The sequence below is a fragment of the Streptomyces sp. NPDC037242 genome (genome assembly GCF_055604165.1).
Genome location: NZ_JBVJUY010000027.1, coordinates 70,874 through 96,895, shown reverse-complemented (window position 1 = coordinate 96,895; position 26,022 = coordinate 70,874). Strand labels below are relative to the sequence as shown.

The window sequence follows — 26,022 nt, the reverse complement described above, 5'->3', positions numbered from 1 at the left end:
GGGCGGTGTCACTGCTGGTCCTGATCCTTGGGGTCCGTGGCGGCGGCCGGGCCGGTGGCGTCGCGCCGGCCCAGCTGCGCGTAGCGCTCGTAGCGCTCGACGCGCCGGCGCGTGGCGCGGCGGAAACGGCGGGCGACGAGCCGGGCGAGGTCGGCGGCGCCGACCATGCCGGCCTCCGGGCCGAGCTGTGCCTTGGCGATACGGGCCTCGGGGCGGTAGCCGCGGCCGGTGAGGTGGCGGCGGAAGGCGTCCCGGGCGGGGCCGATCAGCAGGTCGTCGGCGGCGCTGACGCCGCCGCCGATGACGAAGCACGACGGGTCGAGGGCGGCGGCGAGGTTGGCGATGCCGACGCCGAGCCACTGGCCGATGTCCTGGAGGAGCTCGACGCACATGGCGTCGCCCTCGCGGGCCAGCTCGGTGATGAGCGGCCCGGTGATCTCGTGGACGTTGCCGCCGACCCTGGCGATGATGTTGTACGCGACCGGGGAGTCGGCGGCGGCCAGCTCGCGGGCCTCACGGACCAGGGCGTTGCCGGAACTGTACTGCTCCCAGCAGCCGCGGTTGCCGCAGGGGCAGCGGTGGCCGCCGGGGACGACCTGCATGTGCCCGAACTCGCCGGCCACCCCGTAGCGGCCTCGCTTGACCTGGCCGCCTTCGAGGATGGCCCCGCCGATGCCGGTGCCGAGCGTGATCATGACGAGGTGGTCCTCGCCGCGCCCGGCGCCGAAGCGCCATTCGGCCCAGGCCGCGGTGTTGGCATCGTTGTCGACCATGACGGGGACCGCGAGCCGGGACTGGAGGGCGTCGCGCAGCGGCTCGTCGCGCCAGGCCAGGTGCGGGGCGAAGAGCACGCGGGAGCGGTCGGCGTCGACCCAGCCGGCGGCGCCGATGCCCACGGCGTGCACGTCGTGCCGGTCGGAGAGGTCGAGGACCAGCTCGACGATGGTGTCCTCGACGACCTTGGGGCTCTTGGACTTGTCCGGGGTCTCGGTCCGGATCTTCTCCAGGATGACGCCGTCGGCGTCGACGACGCCGGCCATCACCTTGGTGCCGCCGATGTCGATGCCGACGGTCGGGACGCGCGGGGCGGTCAGGTGCGACCGGCGCTCACGGGTCCCGATGGTCCGCAGGACGGTGCCTCGCGCCGCCCCCCGGTGGGCGAGCGTGAAGTCCCGGTACGTGCTCATCGAGTCGTGTCGTCCCTCATGGTTCGGTGGTGCCGGAAACGGCCTCAGGCCCTGATTCTGCCACTCGCTCCAGTTCGTGGCTCAGCTCGTCCAGCTCCGATCCACCCGCCATCTGGCGGGTGAGCTCGTCCAGCGTGATCGAATCGCGGGTGTGGCCGCCCGCCATCGTGCCGCGCTTGAGGAGGACGAAACGGTCCCCGACCAGGTAGGCGTGGTGCGGGTTGTGCGTGATCAGGACCACGCCGAGGCCCGCGTCGCGGGCGGCCGCGACGTACTTGAGGACCACGCCGGACTGCTTGACGCCGAGGGCGGCCGTCGGCTCGTCCAGTACGAGGACCTTCGCGCCGAAGTAGACGGCGCGGGCGATGGCCACGCACTGCCGCTCGCCGCCGGACAGGGTGCCGATGGGCTGGTCCACGTCGCGCAGGTCGATGCCCATGCGCAGGAGCTCGGCGCGGGTGGTCTCGCGCATGAACTCCACGTCGAGGCGGCGGAAGGGACCGCGGCCCTTGGTGGGCTCGGAGCCGAGGAAGAAGTTGCGCCAGACGGGCATGAGCGGGACGACCGCGAGGTCCTGGTAGACGGTGGCGATCCCGTGGTCCAGGGCGGCGCGCGGGTTGGCGAGGTCCGTCTCCTCGCCCTCGATCTCGAAGGTGCCGGCGTCGTGCCGGTGCAGCCCCGCGATGATCTTGATGAGGGTGGACTTGCCGGCGCCGTTGTCGCCGAGGACGCAGGTGATCTCGCCGGCCGAGACCTCCAGCGAGACGCCCTGCAGGGCGCGGATGTTGCCGTAGTACTTGCTGACCTCGGTCAGCTTCACCAGGGCCGTCACTTGCTCGCCTCCGCCCGCTTGCGGACCCATGCGTTGAGCAGCGTCGCGAGCAGGAGCATCGCGCCGAGGAAGAACTTGAACCAGTCCGGGTTCCACTGGGCGTAGACGATGCCGTTGCTGGTCATGCCGAAGATGAACGCGCCGACCGCCGAGCCGATGGCGGAGCCGTATCCGCCGGTCATCAGGCAGCCACCGATGACGGCCGCGATGATGTACAGGAACTCGTTGCCCACGCCCTCGCCGGACTGGACCACGTCGAACGAGAAGAGGATGTGCTGGCCGGAGATCCAGGCGCACAGGGCGACGCCCATGTAGAGGCCGATACGGGTCTTCACGACCGGCACGCCGGTCGCGCGGGCCGCGTCCGCACCGCCGCCCACTGCGAAGATCCAGTTCCCGGCGCGGGTGCGCAGCAGGATCCAGGTGGCCACCGCGACCAGGACCAGCCACCACAGGATGGTGACCTTGAGGGTGACCGTGCCGATGTTCCACTGCGAGGCGAAGAGCGCCCGGGCGGAGGAGAAGCCCTCCATGTCGGCGATGGTCTTGGTGGAGACCGAGCCGCTGATCAGCTTGGTGAAGCCGAGGTTCAGGCCGGTCAGCATCAGGAAGGTGCCCAGCGTGATGATGAAGCTGGGCAGCTTGGTGCGGGTCAGCATGAACCCGTTGAAGAAGCCGACGGCCAGCGTGACCAGCAGGGACACCAGGACGCCGACCCAGACGTTGGCGGTCATCTGGTAGCTGAACATCGAGCTGAGCAGCGCCGAGGTGGTGACCATGACACCGGCGGACAGGTCGAACTCGCCGCCGATCATCAGCAGCGCCACCGGGACCGCCATGATCCCGATGGTGGAGGCCGAGTACAGGACGGTGCTCAGGCTGGAGGCGCGCAGGAAGCTGTCGGCCGCGAAGGAGAAGAAGACGAAGACGGCGGCCGCGCCGACGACCGCGCCCAGTTCGGGGCGGCCCAGCAGGCGGCGCACCAGCGAGGCGGGGGCGAGCCGTTCGTCGACGGCGGAGGCGGTGCTCATCGGCTGCCCCGCTTGATGTACTCCTCCAGCTTGGCTGCCTCGGCGGCGGTGACGATCTGCGGTCCGGTGAGCACCGGGCGGCCGCCGCCGAGCACGTCGGCGTTGTAGCGGTAGAGCCAGAGCAGGTCGACCGCCTCGTAGCCCTGGAGGTAGGGCTGCTGGTCGACGGCGAAGCCGAGGGCGCCGGACTTCAGGTCGCGGGCGACCGAGGCGTTGAGGTCGAAGGTGTCGACCTCGGCCTTGCTGCCCGCGGCGTCCTTCGCCTTGACGGCGGTGGGGGCGAAGGGCGCGCCGAGGGTGAGGATCGCGTCGATGGACGGGTCCGCCTGGAGCTTCGCCTGGAGGGAGGCCTGGACGGAGGGCATGTTGGTGCCCTCGACGTACAGGTTCTCCATGGTGCCGCCGAAGGCCTTCTTCGCTCCGGCGCAGCGCTGTTCGTGGCCGACGTTGCCCTGCTCGTGCAGGACGCACACGGCGTGCTTCTTGCCGCGCTTGGTGAGCTCGGCGCCGACCGCCTCGCCGGCGACCTCCTCGTCCTGGCCGATGTGGGTCAGGGCTCCGTATTCGGCGGACTGGGCCGAACCGGAGTTGACCGTGACCACCGGGATGCCGGCCTTGACGGCCTTGGCGATGACGTCCTTGAGGGCCTCGGGCTTGGCGAGGCTGACGATCAGCCCGTCGACCTTCTGGTCGATGGCGTTCTGCACGAACTGCGCCTGCTGCTGTGCCTGGTCGTCGTGGGCGTAGACGAAGTTGATGTTGTCCTTCGCCGCGGCCTCCTTGGCGCCCTTCTGGACGATGTCCCAGAAGGTGTCGCCGTCGCCCGCGTGCGTGACCATCGCGAAGGTCCAGCGCGGTGTGGAGACCGCGGGGCGTCCCGCCGCGGCGGCCTTCGCCCGATCCTCGGCCCGCTTGCCGCCCGTACTGCTGCAGCCCACGAGGGAGGCTCCCAGTACCGCCGCGAGCACGGCGCCCACGACGCGTACCCCTGTCCGAACCCTAGCCACGTCTGCCGCGCCTTCCCTTGTCCTGCCGCACTTGCCGGTCTTGAGATGTCCGGCCTTGAGAAATCCGGTCTTGAGAAATGGGTGCATTCCGTTTCCAGCCGCCCAGTATCCGTCACAGTGGACCATGCAAGGCCATCGGGGCCATCGCGAACCATCGTGGCCTTCGGTGGACAGAGCCGGGCAGATTGACAGCTCCCCCGGACGGGGCCACGTTGAGTGCATGCGCATCGGGCTCATCGGGGCGGGCCGGATCGGGTCCTTCCACGCGGCGGCGCTGGCCCGCCACCCGGAGGCGGGCTCGCTCCTGCTCGCGGACGCCGACCCCGCGCGGGCGGCGCGCCTCGCCGACCGGCTCGGGGCCACCGCCGCGCCCACGGTGGAGCAGGTCTTCACCTGGGGCGTCGACGCGGTGGTGGTGGCCTGCTCGACCGACGGGCACGCGGAGCTGGTCGTACGGGCGGTGCGCGGCGGGCTGCCGGTGTTCTGCGAGAAGCCCGTGGCCCCGGACCTGGCCCGGACCCTGTCGGTGCTGCGCGAGGTGGCGGCCGCGGGCGGGGTGCTCCAGATGGGCTTCATGCGGCGCTTCGACGCCGGCTACCGCACCGCGCGGGAACTGGTCCGTTCGGGTGCCCTGGGGCGGCTGCACACCGTACGGACGATGACCGCGGACCCGGCGCCGCCGAGCGCCGAGTACCTGGCTACCTCCGGCGGGCTGTACCGGGACTGCCTGGTGCACGACTTCGACATGGTCCGCTGGGTGACCGGGCACGAGGTGGTGGAGGTGTACGCGGCCGGTTCGGACGCGGGGCCGGTGCGCTTCCGCGAGACGGGCGACATCGACACGGCGGCGGCCGTGCTCACGCTGGACGACGGAACGCTGGTGACGGCGACCGGGACGCGCTGCAACGGGGCCGGCTACGACGTCCGGATGGAGCTGGCCGGGGAGCTGGACCAGGTGTCCGCCGGACTGGACGACCGTACGCCGATCGCCTCGACCGAACCCCAGGGCCCGCCCCCGGCGAGCAAGCCGTGGACGGGGTTCCTGGAGCGGTTCGGTCCCGCGTACGAGGCGGAGCTGACGGCCTTCGTCCGACTGGTCCGCGGCGAGGGCCCCAACGCGTGCGACGGCCGGGAGGCGCTCGCCGCGCTCCGGGTCGCGGAGGCGTGCGAGCTGTCGCGGCGGGAGCGGCGCCGGGTACGCCTGGAGGAGCTGCCGGATCTGCGCGACCCGGGGCTCCCCGACCGGTAAGTGCGCGGGCATGGGGGCCACAGTAGGCCGCCGATCACCGGGCGAGGGCGGTTTTCGACAATCTGTTCAGGCGGCTGCGCGCCGGCCCCAGGCGGTGCCGGCGAGGACCAGGACGACCCCCACGAGTCCGGCGGCCCCGAGGTGCTCCCCGCCGATCGCGATGCCGGCGGCCGCCGCCCACAGGGGTTCGGTGCCCAGCAGCAGGCTGACGCGGGAGGGTGAGGTGCTGCGTACGGCCCACATCTGCACGAAGAAGGCGAAGAGGGTGCAGAAGACGGAGAGGAAGGCGAGGCCCGCCCACTCGGCGGCCCCGAAGTCCGCGGCCACCGACCAGGGCGAGGCCCCCGTCCCCGGCAGGGCGGCGAGTACGGCGAAGACCAGGACGGCGCTGGCGAGCTGGACGGTGGTCAGGGAGAGGGAGTCGGCGTCCTGGACGGCCTTGGTCCGAGACATCAGCAGGACGTGCAGGGTCCGGGCCAGGGCCGCGCCGAGGATGAGCAGGTCGCCGAGGCTGGGGGCGGTGAACCCGGCGCCCTGGGTGAGCAGCACGACTCCGGCCACGGAGACGGCGGCGGCGCCGAGGAAGCCCGCCGAGGGGGCCGTACGCCGCACGGCGGCCTCGGCAAGCGGGGTGAAGATCATGGTCAGGCTGATGATCAGCCCGGCGTTCGTGGCGGAGGTGTGGACGACCCCGTAGGTCTCCACCAGGAAGATCCCGCCGAGTACGAGCCCCAGCACGCCCGCGCCCCGCAGCTGGGCGGGGGTCAGGGCGCGCAGCCGGCGGCGGCCGGCGATCACGAGGACGGGCAGCACCAGCGCGAAGCGCAGGACGAGCACGGCCACCACGGTGTGGGCGGCGGTGATGCCCTTGGCGGCGAGGTAGCTGCCGCCCCACACGACGGCCACGGCGAGGACGGGCAGATCGGCGAGCCAGCCCCTGCGGGGAGCGAGCGCGGGGGCGGGGCCTGCGACGGCGGACGAGGTCACCGGGGGTCCTCCAACGGCGGGAAGCGGGTGGAGGCGTCGGCGGCTCGCACGGGGTGCGGATCACGCTACCGGAGCATGATCACGCCGGTCGAGGGGATTATCCCTTCGGCGGGGACCGCCCGGGTCATTCGAAGGTGCCGAAGGCGGCGCGACCGGCCGGCCGGTAGGTTTGGACGGCCGTTCCGCTCGCCGTGGTGCGCGAGGCGACCAGTTCGCAGGCCGTCGGCAGGCCGCCGGTGGGGAACAATCGCCGCCCCGCCCCGAGGAAGACGGGGAACACCAGCAGGTTCAGCTCGTCGACCAGGTCCCGCGCCAGCAGCCACTGCGCGAGCAGACCGCTGCCGTGCACTTGGAGCTCGCCGTCGAGCGCGTCCTTGACCCGCATGATCTCGCCTTGCAGCTGCTCCCCGTCGATCACCGTGGTCCCGGCCCACCCGGGCTCCTTCAGGGTGGCCGAGGCCACGTACTTGGGCAGTCCGTTGAGCCTGCTCGCGATCGGGTCCGCCGGGTCGGTGACCTTCGGCCAGTAGCCCGCGAAGATCTCGTACGTCCGGCGGCCGAGGAGGAAGGCCCCGGCCCGGTCGAAGACCTCGGTCATGAACTCCCCCATGCCCTCGTCGGCGAACGGCACCAGCCAGCCGCCGTACGCGAACCCGCCGCTGGGGTCCTCGTCGGGCCCGCCCGGGGCCTGCATCACGCCGTCGAGGGTCAGGAAGGTGGTGAGGGTCAGCTTGCCCATGGTTCCGCGCTCCTTGGTCGGTACGTCCTGTCCACGGGTTCAGACTCCCGGGAGCGCCCGGACTCATCGGTGCGGCGCGCGCGAACCCGCGGGCCGATTCCGGCCGGCGCGCAGAAACCCGTACCGGCGTACGGCGTTAGAAGAGTGGACCGGCGCGTGCGCCCGCGCACGGCGTGGTCCCGACGACGCAGGTACGCATACGAATGCGCATACGAGTACGAGGAGCGAGATGACGGACCCGACGCAGGCCTTACGGGGCCGGGCGAGACTGGCAGGCCGTTGTCGGCGGATCACCGAGGACCCTGCGTTCGGGATGACCGTCTTCGCCGTGATCATGCTCAACGCGGGGCTGATGGGGGCGGAGACGTACCACGGGCTGGCCGAGTCGCACCAGCAGGCCCTGCGGGCCCTGGAGGAGTGCTGCCTCGCCCTGTTCACCCTGGAGATGCTGCTCCGCCTGGGCTCCTACGCGGACCGGCCGAAAGCATTCTTCCGGGATCCCTGGAACATCTTCGACCTGCTGATCGTGGCCTCGGCGTTCGTGCCGCTGCTGCGCGAGAACACCACCGTGCTCCGGCTGCTGCGCCTCGCCCGGGTGTTGCGCACCGCCCGCTTCCTCCCGCACCTGCGCATCCTGCTGGTCGCGGTGGGCCGCAGCCTGCCGGGCACCGCCAGTTTCCTCTTCGTCGGCGCGCTGGTGCTGTACGTGTACGCCATGGTCGGCTGGGTCTGCTTCGCGCAGTCCGATCCGCAGCACTTCGGCTCGATCGGACGGGCGGGACTCACCCTGTTCCTCCTCACCACCCTGGACGGCCTGACCGACGCCGTCCGCGCCGGGTTGCAGATCTCCCGGCTCAGCATCCTGTACTACGCCTCCTACGCGCTGCTCGCTTCGTTCGTGCTGGTCAACGTCCTGATCGGGGTGGTACTCAACTCCCTCGACGAGGCGCGGGAGATGGAGGCCGAGGAGGCGCGGGCGCGCAAGCGGGCGCAGGACCCCGGCGGCCCCGCCGAGGAGGTCCGGGACCGGATCGCCGCGGCGCGCCTCGCCCTGGACGCGCTGGAGGCCAGCCTCGACGGCGCCCCGGCCGCGGCGGCCGGGGAGCGGCGGCTCGAACCGGCCGGGCACAGCGGGTAGCGGGCGGGCGGGCCGCCGGGGGCGGCGCTCCCGCGACGCGCCGATGGGGCGCACCGGAATCCGGTGCGCCCCATCGGCGGTTCGCAGGCCCGGGGGTGTCGGCCCCCGGGCCGGGCGGAGGGTGGCGTCAGCCGCCCAGCTCCTGGTGGCGGGCGGCGAGCGCGGCGGCGCCCGTCTCCGTCAGCGAGCCGTACAGGCGCAGACGGGAGAAGCCGCCGTCCGGGAAGATGTCGATCCGGACGTGCGTGCCGACCGCCGGGGCGTCCAGCACGAAGCGGTGGTTGGTGTCGGGCTGCAGGCGGGTGCGCGGCAGGAACTCCGTCCACTCGCCCTCCTCGCCGGTCTTGACGGAGAGGGAGGCCCAGCCGGCCGAGTTGCCCTTGAGGTACGCGGTGTCGATCTCGACGGCGCGGATCTCGGACTCGGCGACGAGCTGGTAGCGGATCCAGTCGTTGCCGTTGTCACGGCGGCGGGCGGTCTCCCAGCCGTCGTCCATCTTGCGGGAGCGGCCCGGGTTGATGGTGTTGGTCGGCGGGGAGTAGAAGCGGTTGGAGGCGTCCTGGACGGAGCCGCCGTTCTCCAGCGCCACCACGTCGAAGGAGCCGAGCGCCGCGAGCCACTTCGGGTCGGGCAGGACCTCGCCGTAGACGCGCAGGCGGGCGATGCCGCCGTCGGGGTGCTGGTTGACGCGCAGGTGGGTGAAGCGCTGTTCGACGGTGACCTCGAAGCCGTTGGCCGCGTGGCCGCCGACCGGGGTGCGCGCGACCAGCGTCGTCCACTTGACGTCGTCGCCCTGGAGCTCCTCCGGGGTCGGCGCCAGGGCGCCCTCCCAGTTGGTGCCCTCGATGGAGACGGCCTGCGGCATGTTGCCGCGGAAGTGGGCGGTGTCGACGACGATGCCGCGGATCACGCCGGGGGCGCCCAGGCGTACGAGCGCCCAGTCGTGGTCGTCGGCGGTCGGCCAGGGCTGGGTGGCGGAGACGCCACGGCGGCGGCGGGTCTCCCAGCCGTCCATGATCTTGCCCTTGTGGCCGAAGTGCTCGGGGTCGAAGTGTCCGGCCTCGGCGATGAGGAGGTTCTCGCGCTGGGCGAAGAACTCGTCGTTGGCGGCGATGACACCGGCGCCCAGCTCACGGGCGGCGAGGTTGGCGTACTGGGTGAACGGGAAGTCCGCGGTGCGGTAGTCCGCGTACGGGTCGCCGCCCCCGTACGGGTTCGCGTTGCCGGTGAAGGATTCAATCGCCACTGTCAGTTCTGCCTTTCGAGAAGTCGGCCCGTGGGCTCGGTCGGGGTGCCGTGGTCGGCGATCTGCGTTCCGCGCAGCCAGGTGGACTTCACGACGCCGTGCAGGGTCTTGCCCGCGTACGCCGTGACCTGGTTGCGGTGGTGCAGTTCCGCGGGGTCCACGGTGAAGGTCTCTTCGGGGGCCAGGACGGCGAAGTCGGCGTCGCGGCCGGCCTCGATCGCGCCCTTCTGCGCCAGTCCTGCGAGGGCTGCCGGGGCGGCGGACATCCAGCGCACGACGTCCTCCAGGCTGTGGCCGCGCTTCTTCGCCTCGGACCAGATCGCCGGGAGTCCCAGTTGCAGGGAGGAGATGCCGCCCCAGGCGGTGGCGAAGTCCGCCGTCTTCAGGTCGGCCGTGGAGGGCGAGTGGTCGGAGACGATGCAGTCGATGGTGCCGTCGGCGAGCGCGTCCCACAGCAGGTCCTGGTTGGCGGACTCGCGGATGGGCGGGCAGCACTTGAACTCGCTGGCGCCGTCCGGCACTTCCTCGGCCGTCAGGGTGAGGTAGTGCGGGCAGGACTCGACGGTGATCTTGACGCCCTCGGCCTTGGCGGCGGCGATCAGCGGCAGCGCGTCGGAGGAGGACAGGTGCAGGACGTGGACGCGGGCGCTGAGCCGCTTCGCCTGGGCGATCAGGTTGCCGATGGCGGTGTTCTCGGCGTCGCGCGGGCGGGAGGCCAGGAAGTCGGCGTACTTCGGGCCGGGGGTCTGCGGCGCGGACTCCAGGTGGTGCGGGTCCTCGGCGTGCACGATCAGCAGGCCGCCGAAGCCGGTGATCTCGGCGAGCGAGGTGGCCAGCTGCTCCTGGTCGAGCTCGGGGAACTCCTCCACGCCGGAGGGCGAGAGGAAGGCCTTGAAGCCGAAGACGCCGGCGTCGTGCAGCGGGCGCAGGTCCTTGACGTTGGACGGCAGGGCGCCGCCCCAGAAGCCGACGTCCACGTGCGCCTTGGCCCGGGCCACGTCCTGCTTGACCACGAGGTTGTCGGTGGTGGTGGTCGGCGGCAGGGAGTTGAGCGGCATGTCGAGGATCGTGGTGATGCCTCCGGCCGCGGCGGCGCGGGTGGCCGTCCAGAAGCCTTCCCACTCGGTGCGGCCGGGGTCGTTCACGTGGACGTGGGTGTCGACCAGGCCGGGGAGGAGCACGTCGTCCCCGAAGTCCTCCAGCCGGGCTCCGGCCGGCACCTCGGCCTCGTACGGCAGCACGGCCGCGATCTTCCCGCCGGCGACGGCCACCGAAGCGGCGCGCGTCCCCTCGGGGGTGATGACGCGCGTCGAGCGCAGTACCAGTTCCACAGCCAGGTCGGACACCGGAACCTCCCCATCTACTTCCACAGAGCGAAATTCAACGTTCTGTTGACGGAGTCTTCCCGCGGATCCGGGGCCAGTCAAGAGCGCCCGGACGGACCACCGACGCGCCTTCATCGCAATTGGATGTTTCCACAGGATGGAATTAAGATTTCGCTCTACAGAATGTAGCTACCACCACCGGAAACCGAACGGCCAACTTCCCGAGGCCGTCCGCCGCCGGACAAACCGCCTCTGACCGGCGGAGACGACGGTCCCCGGCTCTAGGGCCGACGCCGACCGACCGGTAGGCTGCTTGCTTGCCTGCCAGCACCGAAAGGACCGCGCCGTGCCGACGTCCAGCGCCAGCACCACCGACGCTTCCGCCAAGCCCACCGCCGCCAGCGGTGGCGTCCAGTCCCTTGAGCGCGCCTTCGATCTGCTCGAACGCATGGCCGATGCCGGGGGCGAAGTCGGCCTCAGCGAGCTCTCCACAGCCAGCGGCCTGCCGCTGCCGACGATCCACCGTCTCATGCGCACCCTCGTGGCGTGCGGCTACGTCCGCCAGCAGCCCAACCGACGGTACTCCCTCGGACCCCGGCTGATCCGCCTCGGCGAGTCCGCGTCGCGGCTGCTGGGCACCTGGGCCCGCCCCTACCTCGCCCGCCTGGTCGAGGAGACCGGCGAGACCGCGAACATGGCACTGCTCGACGGGGACGAGATCGTCTACGTCGCCCAGGTGCCGTCCAAGCACTCCATGCGCATGTTCACCGAGGTCGGGCGCCGCGTGCTCCCGCACTCCACCGGCGTGGGCAAGGCCCTGCTCGCCTACACCCCCGCGGACGAGGTACGGGCCCTGCTCGCGCGCACCGGGATGCCGGCCGCGACCGAGAAGACCATCACCACGCCCGAGGGCTTCCTGGAGGCCCTGGAGCAGGTGCGCAAGGTCGGCTACGCGGTCGACGACAACGAGCAGGAGATAGGAGTTCGCTGCCTCGCCGTGTCGGTGCCGAACTCGCCGACCGCCGCCGCGATCTCCATCTCGGGCCCGGCGGGCCGGGTCACCGAGGCCCTGACCGACTCCATCGTGCCGATCCTCCAGGGCATCGCGGACGAGCTGTCGGTGGCCCTGCAGAGCCAGAACCCGGCGTAGGTCCGTACGTACGAAGGCCCCGGCCCCTCCCGCTGCGGAAGGGGCCGGGGCCTTCGTACGTACGGGACTCAGACCGCCGGGACGGCCCGCGCCGCGGTCTCGGTCTCGGTCTCGGTCAGGCGGCCGTCCGTCATGGTCACCGTCCGGTCCATGCGCTCCAGGTGGGCGTGGTCGTGCGTGACCAGGACCGTGGCGGTGGCGCGCTCCCGGGTGAGGGTGACCAGCAGGTCGAGCACCGCCGCGCCCCGCTCGTGGTCCAGGGCGCTGGTCGGCTCGTCGACCAGCAGCACCCCGGGCTCGTTCATCAGGGCGCGCGCGATGTTGACGCGCTGGCGCTGCCCGCCGGAGAGCTGGTGGGGGCGCCTGTCCGCCTTGTCGGCCAGGCCCACCGCGTCCAGCAGGTCCAGGGCCCGGCGGCGCAGGACGCGCGGCGGGCGGCCGGAGAGGTGCGCCATCACCAGGAGCTGCTCGGCGGCGGTGAGGGAGGCCAGCAGGTTCGGCTGCTGGAAGACGATGCCGATCTTCTCCCGGCGCAGGGCCGACTTCTCGGCCGCGCCGAGCCGCGCGGTGTCCTGCCCCGCGACGACCACCCGCCCGGAGTCCGGGGTGACCAGGGTGGACGCGACGGCGAGCAGGCTGGACTTGCCGGACCCGGAGGGTCCTATCACCGCGGTCAGCGTGCCCGCGGGGACCTCCAGGCACACGGAGTCGAGGGCGGTCAGCCGGCTCTCGCCGTCCGGGTAGGTGAGCGTGACGTCGTGGACGAGCAGGGTCATCGGACGCTCCCGAGGGCGGTCAGCGGGTCTACGGCGGTGATGCGCCGGATGGACAGGGCCGCGCCCAGCGCGCCGAGCGCGATCATGATCGCGGCGGGCACCAGCACGGTGGCGGCGTCGAGCACGAAGGGGACGTCGCCCCCGCTGATCAGGGCTCCGAAGCCGGCCGCGAGCGCGGTACCGGCCCCGGTGCCGATCGTGAGCATGACCACCGCCTGGCCGAGGGCGTCCTTGAGCAGGTAGCCGGTGGAGGCACCGAGTGCCTTCAGGACGGCGATGTCCCCGCTGCGCTGGATCGTCCACACCGTGAAGAAGGCCCCTATGACCAGGGCCGAGATGGCGAAGAGGAAGCCCCGCATCAGCTGGAGCGAGCCGTTCTCGGCCTGGTAGGAGCCTATGGCGCCGAGCGCCTCGTCGACGGTCTGGGCCTTGGTGCCCGCGGCCCGGTCCGCGGCGGCGAGGTCCACGCCGCTGCCGGACACGGCGACCACGGTGGCCAGCGTGTCGATGGAGGTGCCGGGGTTGCCGATGCGCTGCCAGTCGTTGAGGTCCATCCAGACGACCGGGGTGTGGCTGTAGGAGGCGCTGCCGGACACGGCGGCCACGGTCAGTTCGAGCGTGCCCGCCTTGAGCTTGGCGCCCGCGCCGAGGCCGCCGAGCTCCTTGGCGGCCTTCTCACTGAGGACGACCTGGCCCTGGGTGAGGCCCGCGCCCCGCGGGGCGAGCTTCCCCGCCGGCTCCACGCCGAAGAGGGAGACGGCCGCGGTGCGCTCACCCGAGACGGCGTTCGTCGTACGGATGCCGAGCGGTTCGGCGGACTTCACCCCGGGCTGCTGCCGCCAGGCGAGCCAGGCCTTCTCGGGCACCTGCGAGTTGGTGAAGGACACCTTCTGGTCCCCGGTGGGCGCGGCGAAGGCGAAGCGGGTGGCGGGCAGGCCGGTGATGGCCGAGATGTTCTCCCGGGCCAGGCCGGAGGTGAGTCCGGACAGCAGGCCGACCAGCAGCGTGATCAGCAGTACGACCGAGCCCATGAGGGCGAAGCGGCCCTTGGCGAACCGTAGATCTCTCCATGCGACGAACATGTCCCCCACCTTGGTCCTCCGCGTGGACGCAAGGCATCGCGCCACGGTAGCGATCCTCGTATCGAAGGACCCATGCGGACATCAAACTTTCGATTGACCGGGGGTGGCCTGGGCCCACTTACGCTGGTCAGGTCATGACTGCTCCGGATGCCCGTCCCACCCGCCCTGCCCGTCCCACCCGTCCCACCGGCCCCGACCGGCCCGGCCGCCCGCTGACCCCCGTCTCGCGCGTCCTGCGGCTGTGCCTGCACGCGCTGCTGTTCGGGCTGCTGGCCCTGGCCGCCGGGCGGGCCGTCGCCGACTCCGCGCCCCGGCCGGGGTGGGTGGTCGCCGCGTGCGCGGTGCTGGCCGCCGTGTACCTCGCCGGGGTGCTGGCCCCGGTGGTGCACCGCTCGCCGCGCGCCGGGGCCGTGTGGCTCGCCGGGCTCGGCGCCGCCTGGGGCGCGCTGCTGGTGGTCTCCCCCGACGGGCTGTGGATCGCCTTCCCGCTGTACTTCCTGGAGCTGCACCTGCTGCGGCTGCGCTGGGGCGTCGCCGCCGTCGCCGTGACGGCCTGCGCGGCCATCGGCGGCTTCCTCGCGCACAGCAGCGCCGTGACCCCCGGGGCCTTCCTCGGGCCGCTGCTCGGCGGGGCCGTGGCGGTGGCGACCGTACTGGGCTACCAGGCGCTGTACCGGGAGAGCGAGCGGCGGCGCGAGCTGATCGAGGAGCTCATCACCACGCGGGCCGAGCTCGCGGCGGCCGAGCGGGGCGCCGGGATCCTGGCGGAGCGCGAGCGGCTGGCCCGGGAGATCCACGACACCCTGGCCCAGGGCCTGTCCTCCATCCAGTTGCTGCTGCGTGCCGCCGAGCGGGGGCTGGCGCCCGACGCTCCCGCGCTGGAGCACATCGGCCGGGCCCGGGAGGCCGCCCAGGAGAACCTCGCCGAGGCACGCAGGTTCGTACGGGCCCTCACGCCGCCGGACCTGGAGCACGGGTCGCTCGCCGCCGCCCTGGAGCGGCTGTGCACGGCGGCGCCCGGGCCGCGGGTCCGCTTCTGCCTGAGCGGCCCGCCGCGGGTGCTGCCCACCCCGTACGAGGTGGCCCTGCTGCGGATCGCGCAGTCCGCCCTGGCCAATGTGGTGCGCCACGCCCGGGCCGGGCGCGCCGAGATCACCCTGACCTTCATGGACGCCTCGGTCACCCTGGACATCGTGGACGACGGGACCGGCTTCGACCCCGGCTCGGCGCCGTCCGACGACGACGGAGGCGGCGGCGGTTTCGGCCTGCCGGCGATGCGTTCGCGGGCGGAGACGCTGGGCGGGCTGTTCACCGTCGAGTCCGCCCCGGGCCAGGGCACCGCCGTGGCCGTCACCCTTCCGCTGCCCGTGGAGGCCCCCTGATGACGATCCGGCTGCTCCTCGCCGACGACCACCCGGTGGTCCGGGCCGGGCTGCGGGCCGTCCTGGACACGGAACCGGACTTCGCGGTGGTCGCCGAGGCCGCCACCGCGGAGCGGGCGGTGGAGCTGGCCGCCTCCGAGCCGGTGGACGTGGTCCTGATGGACCTCCAGTTCGGCTCCGGGATGCACGGATCCGCGGCCACCCGCCTGATCACCGCCTCGGAGCGGGCCCCGCGGGTGCTGGTCCTGACCACCTACGACACCGACGCGGACATCCTGGCGGCGGTGGAGGCGGGCGCCTCGGGCTACCTGCTCAAGGACGCCCCTCCGGAGGAGCTGGCGGCGGCGGTCCGCACGGCCGCCGCGGGCCAGTCGGCGCTCGCGCCGGCGGTGGCGCTGCGCCTGATGGACCGGATGCGGACGCCCGCGGAGGCGTTGACCAAGCGCGAGCTGGAGGTGCTCCAGCTGGTCGCGGACGGCCTGTCGAACCAGCAGATCTCCAAGGAGCTCTTCCTGAGCCAGGCCACGGTCAAGTCCCACCTGGTCCACATCTACGCCAAGCTCGGCGTCGACTCCCGCACGTCGGCCGTGGCCGCGGCCGCCACCCGCCGCCTGATCCGCACGCCGTAGGGCCGCCTTGATGGGCTAGGGGGCGTCTGACGGATGCCCGCGGCGTCGCGGACACCCGGCAGACACCCGCTAGGCCACCCAGTGCGGGCGGTCCACCGCCGACGGCAGCGGGACCCCGTCGTGGAAGGCGCTCGCGAGGCGCCGTACTCCCTCGTCCAGCCGGTCGGCGGGCAGGGTGAACGGGATCCGCAGCCGGTGTTCGAAGGTTCCGGGGTCCACCCCGAACCGGGCCCCGCGGCCGAGGTGCACCCCGGCGGCCGAGGCCCGCTCGGCCAGGGCGGAGCTGACCGGCTCGCCCAGGTCGACCCAGAGCGAGAGCCCGCCCGGCGGGAGCTGCCAGGACCATTCCGGGGTGTGCCGCTGGAGCGACCGGACCAGGGCCTCGCGCTGGACGCGCAGCTGTGCGAGCCGCGCCGGCAGGGACCGGTCCAGGGCCTCCATCAGCGGGAGCGCGACCACCTGGTCGAGGACCGAGCCGGTCATGTCGGCCGAGACCCGTACGGCCGTCAGCTCGGTGATCATCTTCGCGGTGGCCCGGATCCAGCCCACCCGCAGGCCGCCCCAGTGGGTCTTGCTGAGCGAGCCGATGGTGATGACGTGCTCCGCGCCGCCGCGCGGGGCGAGCGAGGCCAGGGGCGCGGGCGCGGGGACGTCCAGCGCGATGTCGGCGATGGTCTCGTCGACCACCAGCCAGGCCCCGGTGGACCGGGTCGCGGCGAGCAGCCGCAGGCGCTGCTCCGGCGGCATCAGCGCGCCCGTCGGGTTGTGGAAGTCGGGGATCACGTACGCCAGCCTGGGCACGGTCTGGCGCAGCGTGGACTCGGCGATCTCCATGTCCCAGCCCGCGTCGGAGACGGCGATGGACGCGGTGCGCAGCCGGGCGTGCCGCAGGGCGTCGAGGGCGTTGGCGTAGGTGGGGTTCTCGGTGACGACCCGGTCGCCGGGCCGGCAGAGCAGGCTGACGACCAGCGAGAAGGCCTGCTGGGCGCCGGCGGTGACGAGGATCTGCTCGGGGCGCGTGGGCAGTCCGCGCCGGGTGAACCGGTCGGCTATCGCGGTGCGCAGGTCGGGCAGGCCGAAGGGGTGGTAGCCGGGGTTGCGGGCGAGTGCGGGCAGCCGGGGCGCGGCCCAGGCGAAGGCCTCGGCGAGGCTGCCGTCGGGGGCGCCCATGGCGGCGATGGCGAGGTCGATGCCGGGGTCGCCGTCGGGCCGGCCGCCGGTGCCGCCGCCGAGGATGGCGGGCGAGCCGACCGGCAGGTGGCCGTCGGGGAGCTCGGTCCAGGTGCCGGAGCCGCGGCGGCTGCGGACGTAGCCGCTCTCGCGGAGCAGGTCGTAGGCGCCGGTGACGGTGGCCCGGCTGGCTCCGACCGCCTCCGCCAGCTCGCGTTCGGCGGGGAGCCGTACGTGCAGGGGGATCCGGCCGTCCAGGACCAGGGTCCGCACGGCGTCGGCGAGGCCGCGGTAGCCGGGGCGCGCCAGCACCTCGGCGGGGAGCAGCGCCGCGAGCTGGCGGCTGCCGATCGTCCTGTCCGCCGTATGGACCACTCGCCCGTTTGCCATGCCAACCTCCCCCGATTGGCTCTGCCAGCCAGGCCAATCAAGGTCCAGACTCGCTGCATTGGCCCTCGATTGGCAAGGAGATGCGGACGTGTTCACCGACCGTGACGAACGAGCCCTGCTGGCAGCCGCCGAGAACCGGATCGCCGCGCCCCTGCGGATCGGGGCCGCGCTGGCCGCCGTACGCCGGGTCCTGACGCGGGCTTCGGCGCAGGAGCGAGAATCGGTGGCATGCCAGCCCACACCTCTCCCCCTCCCGCCCCCGCCGCTGCGCCCGTGATCGCCGGCCTGCTCCTGGCGGCCGGCGGTGGCCGCCGGCTCGGCGGGCGGCCCAAGGCCCTGCTCCCCTACCGCGGCCGCCCGCTGGTCGAGAACGCCGTACGGGTGCTGCGCGAGGCCGGCTGCGGCCCGGTGCACGTGGTGCTCGGCGCCTCGGCGGCCGAGGTCCGCGAGCGCGCCGACCTGAGCGGGTGCGTGGTGACCGACAACCCGGACTGGGCCGAGGGCATGGGCTCGTCCCTGCGGGTCGGCCTCGCCTCACTGGCCGGTACGGGCGCCCGCGCGGCCCTGGTGTCGCTGGTGGACCAGCCGGGCATCGGGCCGGCGGCGGTGGCCCGGGTCCTGGAGGCGTACCGCTCCCCGGCGAGCCTGGTGGCGGCGGCCTACGAGGGGGAGCGCGGGCATCCGGTGCTGTTCGGGGCGGACCGCTGGGCGGACATCGCGGCGACGGCCACGGGTGACAAGGGCGCGCGAGTGCACTTGAGCACACACGCGGCGGAGCTCACGCTGGTCGAGTGCGGGGACGTCGCGGAGGCTTTCGACATCGACACGCCGCCCGACCTGGCACGTCTGGCTTGAGCGGGACTCGGGTCCGGCCTGAGCAGGGCGTAACGGGCATGGCACTGAGGGCCACCGGGCATCGGAATCTGTCGACCCGGAGAATCTCGATATCAACAAACCATTGAACTTCCACCATGAGGAAATTACTATCCACTGGTCAGAAGCGCCCTGAACCCCAAGACGGCGCCCGCGACCGTATCCCGGAACTCTCCACACCCGACGGCACTGCGTGCCGTCTCGCGCGAGCATTCCCCCGCGGACGCAAGGCACCGCCGCTGAAGGAGTGACAGATATGTCCGCACCAGCGCCGTCCCCGCTGGCCATCGTCGACGCCGAGCCCCTGCCCCGGCAGGACGAAGTCCTCACCGATGCGGCCCTCGCCTTCGTGGCCGAGCTCCACCGGCGGTTCACCCCCCGCCGCGACGAGCTCCTCGCCCTCCGGGCCGAGCGGCGCGCCGAGATCGCCCGCACCTCCCACCTCGACTTCCTCCCGGACACCGCACAGGTCCGCGAGGGCGACTGGAAGGTGGCGCCGGCGCCGGCCGCGCTGAACGACCGCCGCGTGGAGATCACCGGTCCGACGGACCGCAAGATGACCATCAACGCCCTGAACTCGGGCGCCAAGGTCTGGCTCGCAGACTTCGAGGACGCCTCGGCTCCCACCTGGGAGAACGTGGTCCTCGGCCAGCTCAACCTCATCGACGCCTACGAGCGCCGCATCGACTTCACCGACCCCCGCTCGGGCAAGTCCTACGCCCTCAAGCCCGCCGAGCAGCTCGCCACCGTCGTGATGCGGCCGCGCGGCTGGCACCTGGAGGAGCGCCACCTCCAGGTCGACGGCCGCTCCGTGCCGGGCGCGTTCGTGGACTTCGGCCTGTACTTCTTCCACAACGCCCAGCGCCTGATCGACCTCGGCAAGGGCCCGTACTTCTACCTGCCGAAGACCGAGTCGCACCTTGAGGCCCGCCTCTGGAACGAGATCTTCGTCTTCGCCCAGGACTACGTCGGCATCCCGCAGGGAACCGTCCGCGCGACGGTCCTGATCGAGACCATCACCGCCGCCTACGAGATGGAAGAGATCCTCTTCGAGCTCAAGGACCACGCGGCGGGCCTGAACGCGGGCCGCTGGGACTACCTCTTCTCCATCGTCAAGAACTTCCGTGACGGCGGCGAGAAGTTCGTCCTGCCGGACCGCAACGCGGTGACGATGACCGCCCCCTTCATGCGGGCGTACACCGAGCTGCTGGTCAAGACCTGCCACAAGCGCGGCGCGCACGCCATCGGCGGCATGGCGGCCTTCATCCCGTCCCGCAAGGACGCCGAGATCAACAAGGTCGCCTTCGAGAAGGTCAAGGCCGACAAGGACCGCGAGGCGGGCGACGGCTTCGACGGCTCCTGGGTCGCGCACCCCGACCTGGTGCCGATCGCGATGGCCTCCTTCGACGCGGTCCTCGGCGACCGGCCGAACCAGAAGGACCGGCTGCGCGAGGACGTCGCCGTGGCCCCGGGCGACCTGATCGCGATCGACTCCCTGGACGCCCGGCCCACCTACGAGGGCCTGCGCAACGCCGTCCAGGTCGGCACCCGCTACATCGAGGCCTGGCTGCGCGGCCTGGGCGCCGTCGGCATCTTCGGCCTGATGGAGGACGCGGCCACCGCCGAGATCTCCCGCTCGCAGATCTGGCAGTGGATCAACGCCGGCGTCGTCTTCGAGAACGGTCTGACGGCCACCGCGGACCTGGCCCGCAAGGTCGCCGCCGAGGAACTGGCCGCCATCCGCGCCGAGGTCGGCGAGGAGGCATTCGCGGCCGGAAAGTGGCAGCAGGCCCACGACCTCCTGCTCCAGGTCTCCCTGGACGCGGACTACGCGGACTTCCTCACCCTCCCTGCGTACGACCAGCTCATCGGCTGAGACCCCACCCCCGGCTGAATCGCACAGCAGCCGGAGACCGACAGCTCCGCCCCCGCGGCCCAAGGCCCCGGGGGCGGAGCTGTATTCGCGTACGGGAACTCCTGGGCGCAGGGCGGGATTCGCCCGGCGCCCGTCATGGGATAGCCGCGGTATAGGCACTCGAAGAACCCTCGGACTCGACCACGGGGCCACTCGGTGGCCGAACGACCGATCGGTTGTTACTTGTTCGTAACTTGCCTGTACCTAGCGGTAACAAGCGGCGGCGTGTCACCTTTCCGGTTGCCACCGGCCGGAGGTACCCCCACTTCCCCAGCCATGCGGCGGAGTTGTTCCCGACTCCCGCATGGCCAACAGCAGGAGTTCCGCAGTGATCGGATTCCGCAACGACAGCAACAGCCCGACCCGCAGTCGAGTGCGACGACTGGCCGGGGCCGGGATGGTCGTACCGCTCGCCGTCAGCGCGCTGCTGGCCGGCGGGGCCGGCACTTCCGCCGCCAGCCCCGGGACGGGACCCACGGCCGTGGTGTCCATGGGCGACAGCTACATCTCCGGCGAGGCCGGGCGCTGGAAGGGCAACAGCCTCACCAACACCGGCAACCGGACCGGCACCGACCGGGCATGGGTCAGCGGCAGCACCTACGACCCCGGCAAGGTGTACGGGACCACCGTCGGCGGGTGCCACCGCTCGGACTCCGCCGAGGTGAAGAGCGCCGGGCCCATCGCCGATGTCGCCGTGAACCTGGCCTGCTCCGGGGCGACTTCGGAGAACGTCTTCCGCGCCTCCAACGGCGGCGTCGCCTACAAGGGCGAGGCCCCGCAGGCCGACCAGCTCGCCGCCGTGGCCGCGAGCCACAACGTGAAGGTCATCGCGCTGTCCATCGGCGGCAACGACCTCGGCTTCGCCGACATCATCAAGGACTGCGCGCTCGACTTCATCATCTGGAACTCCTACTGCTACGACGACCAGCAGGAGGGCGTCGACGCGAAGATCGACGCCGTGATGGGCAAGGTCGGCAAGTCCGTGGACGAGATACGGACGGTCATGCGCGGGGCAGGCTACAGCGACTCCTCGTACCGCATCGTGCTGCAGTCCTACCCCTCGCCGATCCCGCGCGGGGCGGAGAACCGCTACACGCAGAGCGACTGGAGCCGCCTGAACACCGGCGGATGCCCGTTCTGGAACCGTGACTCGGACTGGGCGCGGGACTCGCTGGTACCGCAGCTCGCGAACCGCCTCAAGGGGGTCGCCGCGAGCAAGGGCGTCCAGTTCATGGACCTGCGGGACATGATGCAGGGGCGCGAGGTGTGCGCCAAGGCGAGCAAGCAGGTCACCACCTCGGCGCCCGCGTCGGCGCAGACGAGCGAGTGGGCGCGCTGGATCGACAGCAGCGAGACCCAGAGCCTGATCCAGGAGTCCATGCACCCGAACTACTTCGGGCAGCTCGCGGCGGGCCGCTGCCTGGCGCTGGTCACGGCCCAGCCGGCCACGTCCAGCTTCGGCTGCAAGAACACGCCGGGCACCGACCAGACGGGCATGTTCCTGACGCCCGTCGGCTAACCGTCCGCTTCGGCGGCGCGACCCTGTCGCGCCGCCGAAGCGACGCTGGGCCCGGACGCCGGACCCGGACGCAGGATCTATCCGTCCAGCACGGACAGGACGTTGCCCGCCGGGTCCTTGAACCAGGCGATGTTGGGCATCTCGCCGTCCCCGTGGACGATGCCCTTGGCGTCCATCTCGAAGCCCTCGTACCGCTCGAAGCCGACACCGCGCGCGCCGAGCTTGTCGACGGCCCGCTCCACGTCCGCCACCTGGAAGTTGAGGATCGTGAAGCTCGCGGGCTCGTGGTCGTCCTTCGGGTAGACCAGGACCTTGGTGTCGCCCGCGAGGTGCAGGAACAGCATGCCCTTCTCCTCCGAGACGCGCAGGCCGAGGGTGTCGCCGTAGAACTCCTTGGCCCTGCCGATGTCGTCGACCGAGAATCCGCTGAATGCCTTGGCGTCTTCGAACATGACCATTCCTTCGGTCGGACGCGCCCCCGCTACCATCCTCCCCCCAGCCGCGCCGCCCGGCGACCGGAAAATCCGTGGGCCGGGGCGGCGCCGGCTGACATGCTCTGGCCCATGGCAGCCCGTACCGCACGTCCCAGTCTCTACATCTCCGTCGACATCGAGGCCGACGGACCGATCCCCGGACCGTATTCGATGATCAGCTTCGGGGCCGCCGTCGCCGGGCGGCAGGACGGCGCTTCGTATACGGCCGCCGATCCCGAACAGCGTACCTTCTACCGGGAGTTGCGGCCGATCAGCGAGGAGTACGTGCCCGAGGCGCTGGCCGTGAGCGGCCTGGACCGGGACCGGCTGCTGCGCGAGGGCGCCCACCCGGCGGCGGCGATGGCGGAGTTCCGCGCCTGGGTACGCAAGGTGTCCGCCGGGGCGCAGCCCGTCATGTGCGGATACCCGGCCTCCTTCGACTGGACCTTCCTGTACTGGTACTTGATCCGGTTCGGCGGGGACAGCCCCTTCGGCCACTCCGGCTGCCTGGACATGAAGACCCTCTACGCCTCCAAGGCGCGGGTCCCGCTGCGCGCGGCCGTCAAGGGCCGGATGCCGCGCCAGCTCCTCTCCCGCCGCCCGCACACCCACCACGCGCTGGACGACGCGATCGAGCAGGCCGAGCTGATGAGCAACCTGATGCTCTGGGACCCGCAGGCCGACACCGGGGCCTGATCCGGCCACGCTGCCTGGAGCGATGCGGCGGTGCGTACGCCACACCCGCAGTGGGTGGCGTACGCACCGCCGCACGATCCGCACCTCCGGGCGCCGGAGCGCCGGTCAGTGCACCGGCACCGGATCCGGGCCGACGGCCGCGGCCGCGCCCTTCTTGGCGCCGAGGTGGTTGAAGGCCAGGTTCAGCACGATGGCCACCACGCAGCCGGTGCTGATGCCCGAGTCGAGGACGACGAGCAGGTCCTTCGGGAAGGCGTGGTAGAAGTCCGGCGCGGCGATCGGGATCAGGCCGATGCCCACCGAGGCGGCGACGATCAGGGCGTTCTCGCCCCGCTCCATGGCTGCGCCCGCCAGGGTCTGGATGCCGCTGGCCGCGACCGAGCCGAAGAGGACGATGCCCGCGCCCCCGAGGACCGGCAGCGGGACCACGCCGATGACGGAGGCGGCCATCGGGCACAGGCCCAGCAGGATCAGGATGCCGCCGCCGGCGGCGACGACGAAGCGGCTGCGGACCTTGGTCATCGCCACGAGCCCGATGTTCTGGGCGAAGGCGCTGCACATGAAGCCGTTGAACAGCGGGCTGAGCGCGCTGCCGAGGGTGTCGGCGCGCAGGCCGCCCTCGATGATCTTCGCGTCCGCCGGACGGCCGACGATCTTGCCGAGCGCCAGGATGTCGGCGGTGGACTCGGTCATGCAGACGAGCATGACGATGCACATCGAGACGATGGCGGCGACCTGGAACTGCGGGGCGCCGAAGTGGAACGGGGTCGGGAAGCCGACGAGGGACGCGTTGCGCACGGCGTCGAACGAGGTCATGTCCAGCGGTATCGCGATGAGCGTGCCGGCGACCAGGCCGAGCAGGATGGAGATCTGCTGGAGGAAGCCGGTCAGGAACTTGCGCATCAGCAGGACGATCACCAGGGTGACGGCGGCCATGCCGATGTTCTTCATCGAGCCGTAGTCGGTGGCGGTCGGGGTGCCGCCCTGCGACCAGTTGAAGGCCACGGGCAGGAGCGAGACGCCGATCAGGGTGATGACCGTGCCGGTGACGACCGGCGGGAAGAAGCGGACGAGTTTGCCGAAGTAGGGGGCTGCGAAGAAGCCGATGGCTCCGGCGACGATGATCGCGCCGAAGATGACGGGGATCGCGTCCGCCCCCTCCCCCTTGCCGATCGCGATCATCGGGGTCACGCCGGCGAAGGAAACGCCGTTGACGAAGGGGAGCTTGGCGCCGATCTTCCAGAATCCGAGGGTCTGGAGGAGGGTGGCGAGTCCTGCGGTGAAGAGCGAGGCGCCCATCAGGAAGGCGGTCTCGGTGGCGGAGAGTCCGACGGCGGGGCCGACGATCATGGGCGGGGCAACGACACCCGCGTACATGGCGGCCACATGCTGGAGACCGCTCGTGAACATCTTCAGAGGAGGCAGGGTCTCATCGACCGGGTGCTTCTCCTCCGGTACTGCGACAGCGTCTTTGCGAAACCTGGGCGCCATGGCCACGGCTTCCTCCGGTCGGGTAACACGTCGGCAGGGACGTGGGTGTCTTGGAGGTGGTGCGAAAGCTGTGCGAGTCGGGCTCTTGTTCAGTTGTGAGGGCATGCGGAAACGACTCGCCCGAGTCGTTTCGTCAAAGGCGTTCCGTCAGAGGCGTTTCGGCAGAGGAGAGCAAGCAGTGGCACGAGTCACCGCTCCCGGGGGCGCCCTCGGATTTCCTCAGGCGCTACCCGGGAACAGCTGCCGCGGACCCCGCTCGGGTCCGCGGCCGCCGGCCGGGGGCCGTCCCCCCCGGCCGGACTCACTGGGATCAGGCCTGCGCGGAGATCCGCGCGAGGCGCTGGGCCTCTTCCCGCGTGGACACGGCGATGGCGTCCTCGTCGGCGAAGAGCAGTCGGTTGTTCTCGACGATCTGCTTGCCGTTGACGAACGAAGCCGTCACGGGGGCCGCGGCGCCGAAGACCAGCGCGGTGACCGGGTCGGCGATCGAGGAGTGCAGGAACGTGCTCAGGTTCCACATCACCAGGTCGGCGCACTTGCCGACCTCCAGCGAACCGATGTTGTCGGCGCGGCCGAGGACCTGGGCGCCCCCGTACGTACCGAGGCGCAGGGCCTGGCGGGCGTTGAGCGCGCGCTCGCGGTGGACCGGGTTCAGGCGGTTGATCAGCAGCGCGTTGCGCAGCTCGGTGTGCAGCTCGCCGGACTCGTTGGAGGCGGTGCCGTCCACGCCGAGGCCGACCGGCACGCCGGCGGCCAGCATGTCCGGGACGCGGGCGATGCCGGCGGCCAGACGGGCGTTGGAGGACGGGCAGTGCGCGACACCGGTCTTGGTACGGGCGAACGCGGCGATGTCGGAGTCGTTCATGTGGACGCTGTGCGCCATCCACACGTCCTCGCCGAGCCAGCCGGTCGACTCGAAGTAGTCGGTCGGGCCCATGCCGAACAGTTCCTTGCAGAACTGCTCTTCCTCGACGGTCTCGGAGCCGTGCGTGTGCATGCGCACACCCAGGCGGCGGGCCAGCTCGGCGCCCTGCTTCAGCAGCTCGGTGGAGACCGAGAAGGGGGAGCACGGGGCGACGGCGACCTGGGTCATCGCGTCGAAGGAGGCGTCGTGGTACTTCTTCACGGTCGCCTCGGTGTCGGCGAGCGCACCTTCGAGGGTCTCGACCGCGTGGTCCGGCGGCAGGCCGCCGTCCTTCTCGCTGCGGTCCATCGAGCCGCGGGCGAGGGTGAACCGTACGCCCATCTCGGACGCGGCGCGGATGATCGAGCCGGAGAGGTCGCCGGAGCCCTTGGGGAACACGTAGTGGTGGTCCATGGCGGTGGTGACGCCGCCCTTGGCCATCGCGGCGAGCGAGCCCTGCGCGGCGGTGTAGGTCATCTGCTCGTCGATGCGCGCCCACGTCGGGTACAGCGCGACGAGCCAGTTGAAGAGGTTGTGGTCGGTGGCCAGACCGCGGGTGATCCACTGGTAGAAGTGGTGGTGGGTGTTGACCAGACCGGGGGTGACGAGGTGACCCGTGCCGTCGATGCGGCGGACCACGTTGTCGAGCTTCTCGGGGGCTTTGCCCGCACCGATCGACTCGATCTTGTTGCCGGCGACGACCACGTAGCCCGAGGCGTACTCGGTGTCGTTCGCGTCGACGGTCGCAATCGCACAGTTCTCGATGACGATGCGCTCTACGGCGCTGTCATGGGCTGCCGATGCTGCCATGGGACTTCCTCGTGCTTTCAG

General features: G+C 71.7%; 24 protein-coding genes. 10 read left to right on the top strand and 14 right to left on the bottom strand.

Annotation, left to right across the window (positions count from 1 at the left end; translation table 11 throughout):
- Positions 1 to 8: 8 nt before the first annotated feature.
- The 4 genes from ACZ7GJ_RS28005 to ACZ7GJ_RS27990 are packed head-to-tail and all read right to left on the bottom strand — an operon-like array spanning position 9 to position 4,057.
- Positions 9 to 1,187, bottom strand: a complete 1,179-nt coding sequence (locus tag ACZ7GJ_RS28005; RefSeq protein WP_470755669.1) for an ROK family glucokinase — start codon at positions 1,185 to 1,187, stop codon at positions 9 to 11.
- A gap of 16 nt (positions 1,188 to 1,203) precedes the next feature.
- Positions 1,204 to 2,049 (bottom strand): ATP-binding cassette domain-containing protein, encoded by an 846-nt coding sequence (locus tag ACZ7GJ_RS28000; protein WP_470755668.1) that lies wholly within the window; start codon positions 2,047 to 2,049, stop codon positions 1,204 to 1,206.
- Positions 2,016 to 3,050, bottom strand: coding sequence for an ABC transporter permease (locus tag ACZ7GJ_RS27995; protein WP_365925595.1), 1,035 nt, complete (start codon positions 3,048 to 3,050; stop codon positions 2,016 to 2,018). The genes ACZ7GJ_RS28000 and ACZ7GJ_RS27995 overlap by 34 nt, the downstream gene beginning before the upstream one ends.
- Positions 3,047 to 4,057, bottom strand: a complete 1,011-nt coding sequence (locus tag ACZ7GJ_RS27990; protein WP_470755667.1) for a sugar ABC transporter substrate-binding protein — start codon at positions 4,055 to 4,057, stop codon at positions 3,047 to 3,049. Before ACZ7GJ_RS27990 ends, ACZ7GJ_RS27995 begins: the two co-directional genes overlap by 4 nt.
- Positions 4,058 to 4,277: 220 nt before the next feature.
- Between ACZ7GJ_RS27990 and ACZ7GJ_RS27985 the strand changes: the two genes are divergently transcribed.
- Positions 4,278 to 5,306, top strand: coding sequence for a Gfo/Idh/MocA family protein (locus tag ACZ7GJ_RS27985; protein ID WP_470755666.1), 1,029 nt, complete (start codon positions 4,278 to 4,280; stop codon positions 5,304 to 5,306).
- Positions 5,307 to 5,372: 66 nt separating this feature from the next.
- On the opposite strand, the gene ACZ7GJ_RS27980 is transcribed toward ACZ7GJ_RS27985, so the two are convergent.
- Both ACZ7GJ_RS27980 and ACZ7GJ_RS27975 read right to left on the bottom strand, forming a co-directional pair.
- A complete protein-coding gene (locus tag ACZ7GJ_RS27980; protein ID WP_470755665.1) occupies positions 5,373 to 6,293 on the bottom strand; it encodes a DMT family transporter in 921 nt (306 codons plus the stop codon).
- 124 nt (positions 6,294 to 6,417) lie between these two features.
- Entirely contained in the window at positions 6,418 to 7,032 is a 615-nt protein-coding gene (locus ACZ7GJ_RS27975) for a dihydrofolate reductase family protein (protein WP_470755664.1), read from the bottom strand.
- Between the two features lie 229 nt (positions 7,033 to 7,261).
- Here ACZ7GJ_RS27975 and ACZ7GJ_RS27970 point away from each other — a divergent pair, with 229 nt between their 5' ends.
- Positions 7,262 to 8,170, top strand: a complete 909-nt coding sequence (locus tag ACZ7GJ_RS27970; protein WP_470755663.1) for an ion transporter — start codon at positions 7,262 to 7,264, stop codon at positions 8,168 to 8,170.
- A gap of 127 nt (positions 8,171 to 8,297) precedes the next feature.
- Here ACZ7GJ_RS27970 and alc read toward each other — a convergent pair whose 3' ends face one another.
- Positions 8,298 to 9,416, bottom strand: coding sequence for an allantoicase (gene alc / locus ACZ7GJ_RS27965; protein WP_470755662.1), 1,119 nt, complete (start codon positions 9,414 to 9,416; stop codon positions 8,298 to 8,300).
- Positions 9,417 to 9,418: 2 nt separating this feature from the next.
- On the bottom strand, positions 9,419 to 10,762 hold the full coding sequence (gene allB / locus ACZ7GJ_RS27960) for an allantoinase AllB (protein ID WP_470755661.1): 1,344 nt from the start codon (positions 10,760 to 10,762) through the stop codon (positions 9,419 to 9,421).
- A 325-nt stretch (positions 10,763 to 11,087) separates the two neighbouring features.
- Between allB and ACZ7GJ_RS27955 the strand changes: the two genes are divergently transcribed.
- Positions 11,088 to 11,891: an IclR family transcriptional regulator gene (locus ACZ7GJ_RS27955; RefSeq protein WP_365925579.1), complete on the top strand. Its 804-nt coding sequence runs from the start codon at positions 11,088 to 11,090 to the stop codon at positions 11,889 to 11,891.
- A 68-nt stretch (positions 11,892 to 11,959) separates the two neighbouring features.
- On the opposite strand, the gene ACZ7GJ_RS27950 is transcribed toward ACZ7GJ_RS27955, so the two are convergent.
- Both ACZ7GJ_RS27950 and ACZ7GJ_RS27945 read right to left on the bottom strand, forming a co-directional pair.
- Positions 11,960 to 12,667, bottom strand: a complete 708-nt coding sequence (locus ACZ7GJ_RS27950; protein ID WP_470755660.1) for an ABC transporter ATP-binding protein — start codon at positions 12,665 to 12,667, stop codon at positions 11,960 to 11,962.
- Positions 12,664 to 13,749, bottom strand: a complete 1,086-nt coding sequence (locus tag ACZ7GJ_RS27945) for an ABC transporter permease (RefSeq protein ID WP_470755659.1) — start codon at positions 13,747 to 13,749, stop codon at positions 12,664 to 12,666. Before ACZ7GJ_RS27945 ends, ACZ7GJ_RS27950 begins: the two co-directional genes overlap by 4 nt.
- Positions 13,750 to 13,883: 134 nt before the next feature.
- Between ACZ7GJ_RS27945 and ACZ7GJ_RS27940 the strand changes: the two genes are divergently transcribed.
- Both ACZ7GJ_RS27940 and ACZ7GJ_RS27935 read left to right on the top strand, forming a co-directional pair.
- The gene (locus ACZ7GJ_RS27940) at positions 13,884 to 15,131 is read left to right on the top strand and encodes a sensor histidine kinase (protein WP_470755658.1); all 1,248 of its coding nucleotides are present in this window, start codon (positions 13,884 to 13,886) and stop codon (positions 15,129 to 15,131) included.
- The gene (locus ACZ7GJ_RS27935) at positions 15,131 to 15,760 is read left to right on the top strand and encodes a response regulator transcription factor (protein WP_365925572.1); all 630 of its coding nucleotides are present in this window, start codon (positions 15,131 to 15,133) and stop codon (positions 15,758 to 15,760) included. Before ACZ7GJ_RS27940 ends, ACZ7GJ_RS27935 begins: the two co-directional genes overlap by 1 nt.
- Positions 15,761 to 15,829: 69 nt before the next feature.
- On the opposite strand, the gene yczR is transcribed toward ACZ7GJ_RS27935, so the two are convergent.
- Positions 15,830 to 17,320, bottom strand: a complete 1,491-nt coding sequence (yczR, locus tag ACZ7GJ_RS27930; protein ID WP_470755657.1) for a MocR-like transcription factor YczR — start codon at positions 17,318 to 17,320, stop codon at positions 15,830 to 15,832.
- An 88-nt stretch (positions 17,321 to 17,408) separates the two neighbouring features.
- Between yczR and ACZ7GJ_RS27925 the strand changes: the two genes are divergently transcribed.
- The 4 genes from ACZ7GJ_RS27925 (at position 17,409) to ACZ7GJ_RS27910 (ending at position 21,627) form a co-directional block, all read left to right on the top strand.
- Complete coding sequence (locus ACZ7GJ_RS27925; RefSeq protein ID WP_470755656.1) at positions 17,409 to 17,597, top strand: hypothetical protein; 189 nt, start codon at positions 17,409 to 17,411, stop codon at positions 17,595 to 17,597.
- Complete coding sequence (locus tag ACZ7GJ_RS27920; RefSeq protein WP_470755655.1) at positions 17,549 to 18,175, top strand: nucleotidyltransferase family protein; 627 nt, start codon at positions 17,549 to 17,551, stop codon at positions 18,173 to 18,175. The genes ACZ7GJ_RS27925 and ACZ7GJ_RS27920 overlap by 49 nt, the downstream gene beginning before the upstream one ends.
- A gap of 274 nt (positions 18,176 to 18,449) precedes the next feature.
- Positions 18,450 to 20,069, top strand: a complete 1,620-nt coding sequence (aceB, locus tag ACZ7GJ_RS27915; protein WP_470755654.1) for a malate synthase A — start codon at positions 18,450 to 18,452, stop codon at positions 20,067 to 20,069.
- A gap of 367 nt (positions 20,070 to 20,436) precedes the next feature.
- Positions 20,437 to 21,627, top strand: a complete 1,191-nt coding sequence (locus ACZ7GJ_RS27910) for a GDSL-type esterase/lipase family protein (protein WP_470755653.1) — start codon at positions 20,437 to 20,439, stop codon at positions 21,625 to 21,627.
- A gap of 77 nt (positions 21,628 to 21,704) precedes the next feature.
- On the opposite strand, the gene ACZ7GJ_RS27905 is transcribed toward ACZ7GJ_RS27910, so the two are convergent.
- Positions 21,705 to 22,079 (bottom strand): VOC family protein, encoded by a 375-nt coding sequence (locus ACZ7GJ_RS27905; protein ID WP_470755652.1) that lies wholly within the window; start codon positions 22,077 to 22,079, stop codon positions 21,705 to 21,707.
- Positions 22,080 to 22,190: 111 nt separating this feature from the next.
- On the opposite strand from ACZ7GJ_RS27905, the gene ACZ7GJ_RS27900 reads away from it, so the two are divergent.
- Positions 22,191 to 22,796: a 3'-5' exonuclease gene (locus ACZ7GJ_RS27900; protein WP_470755651.1), complete on the top strand. Its 606-nt coding sequence runs from the start codon at positions 22,191 to 22,193 to the stop codon at positions 22,794 to 22,796.
- Between the two features lie 105 nt (positions 22,797 to 22,901).
- Here ACZ7GJ_RS27900 and ACZ7GJ_RS27895 read toward each other — a convergent pair whose 3' ends face one another.
- Positions 22,902 to 24,287, bottom strand: coding sequence for a nucleobase:cation symporter-2 family protein (locus tag ACZ7GJ_RS27895; protein WP_470755650.1), 1,386 nt, complete (start codon positions 24,285 to 24,287; stop codon positions 22,902 to 22,904).
- A gap of 310 nt (positions 24,288 to 24,597) precedes the next feature.
- A complete protein-coding gene (locus ACZ7GJ_RS27890; protein ID WP_365925558.1) occupies positions 24,598 to 26,001 on the bottom strand; it encodes an 8-oxoguanine deaminase in 1,404 nt (467 codons plus the stop codon).
- Between the last annotated feature and the right edge of the window lie 21 nt (positions 26,002 to 26,022).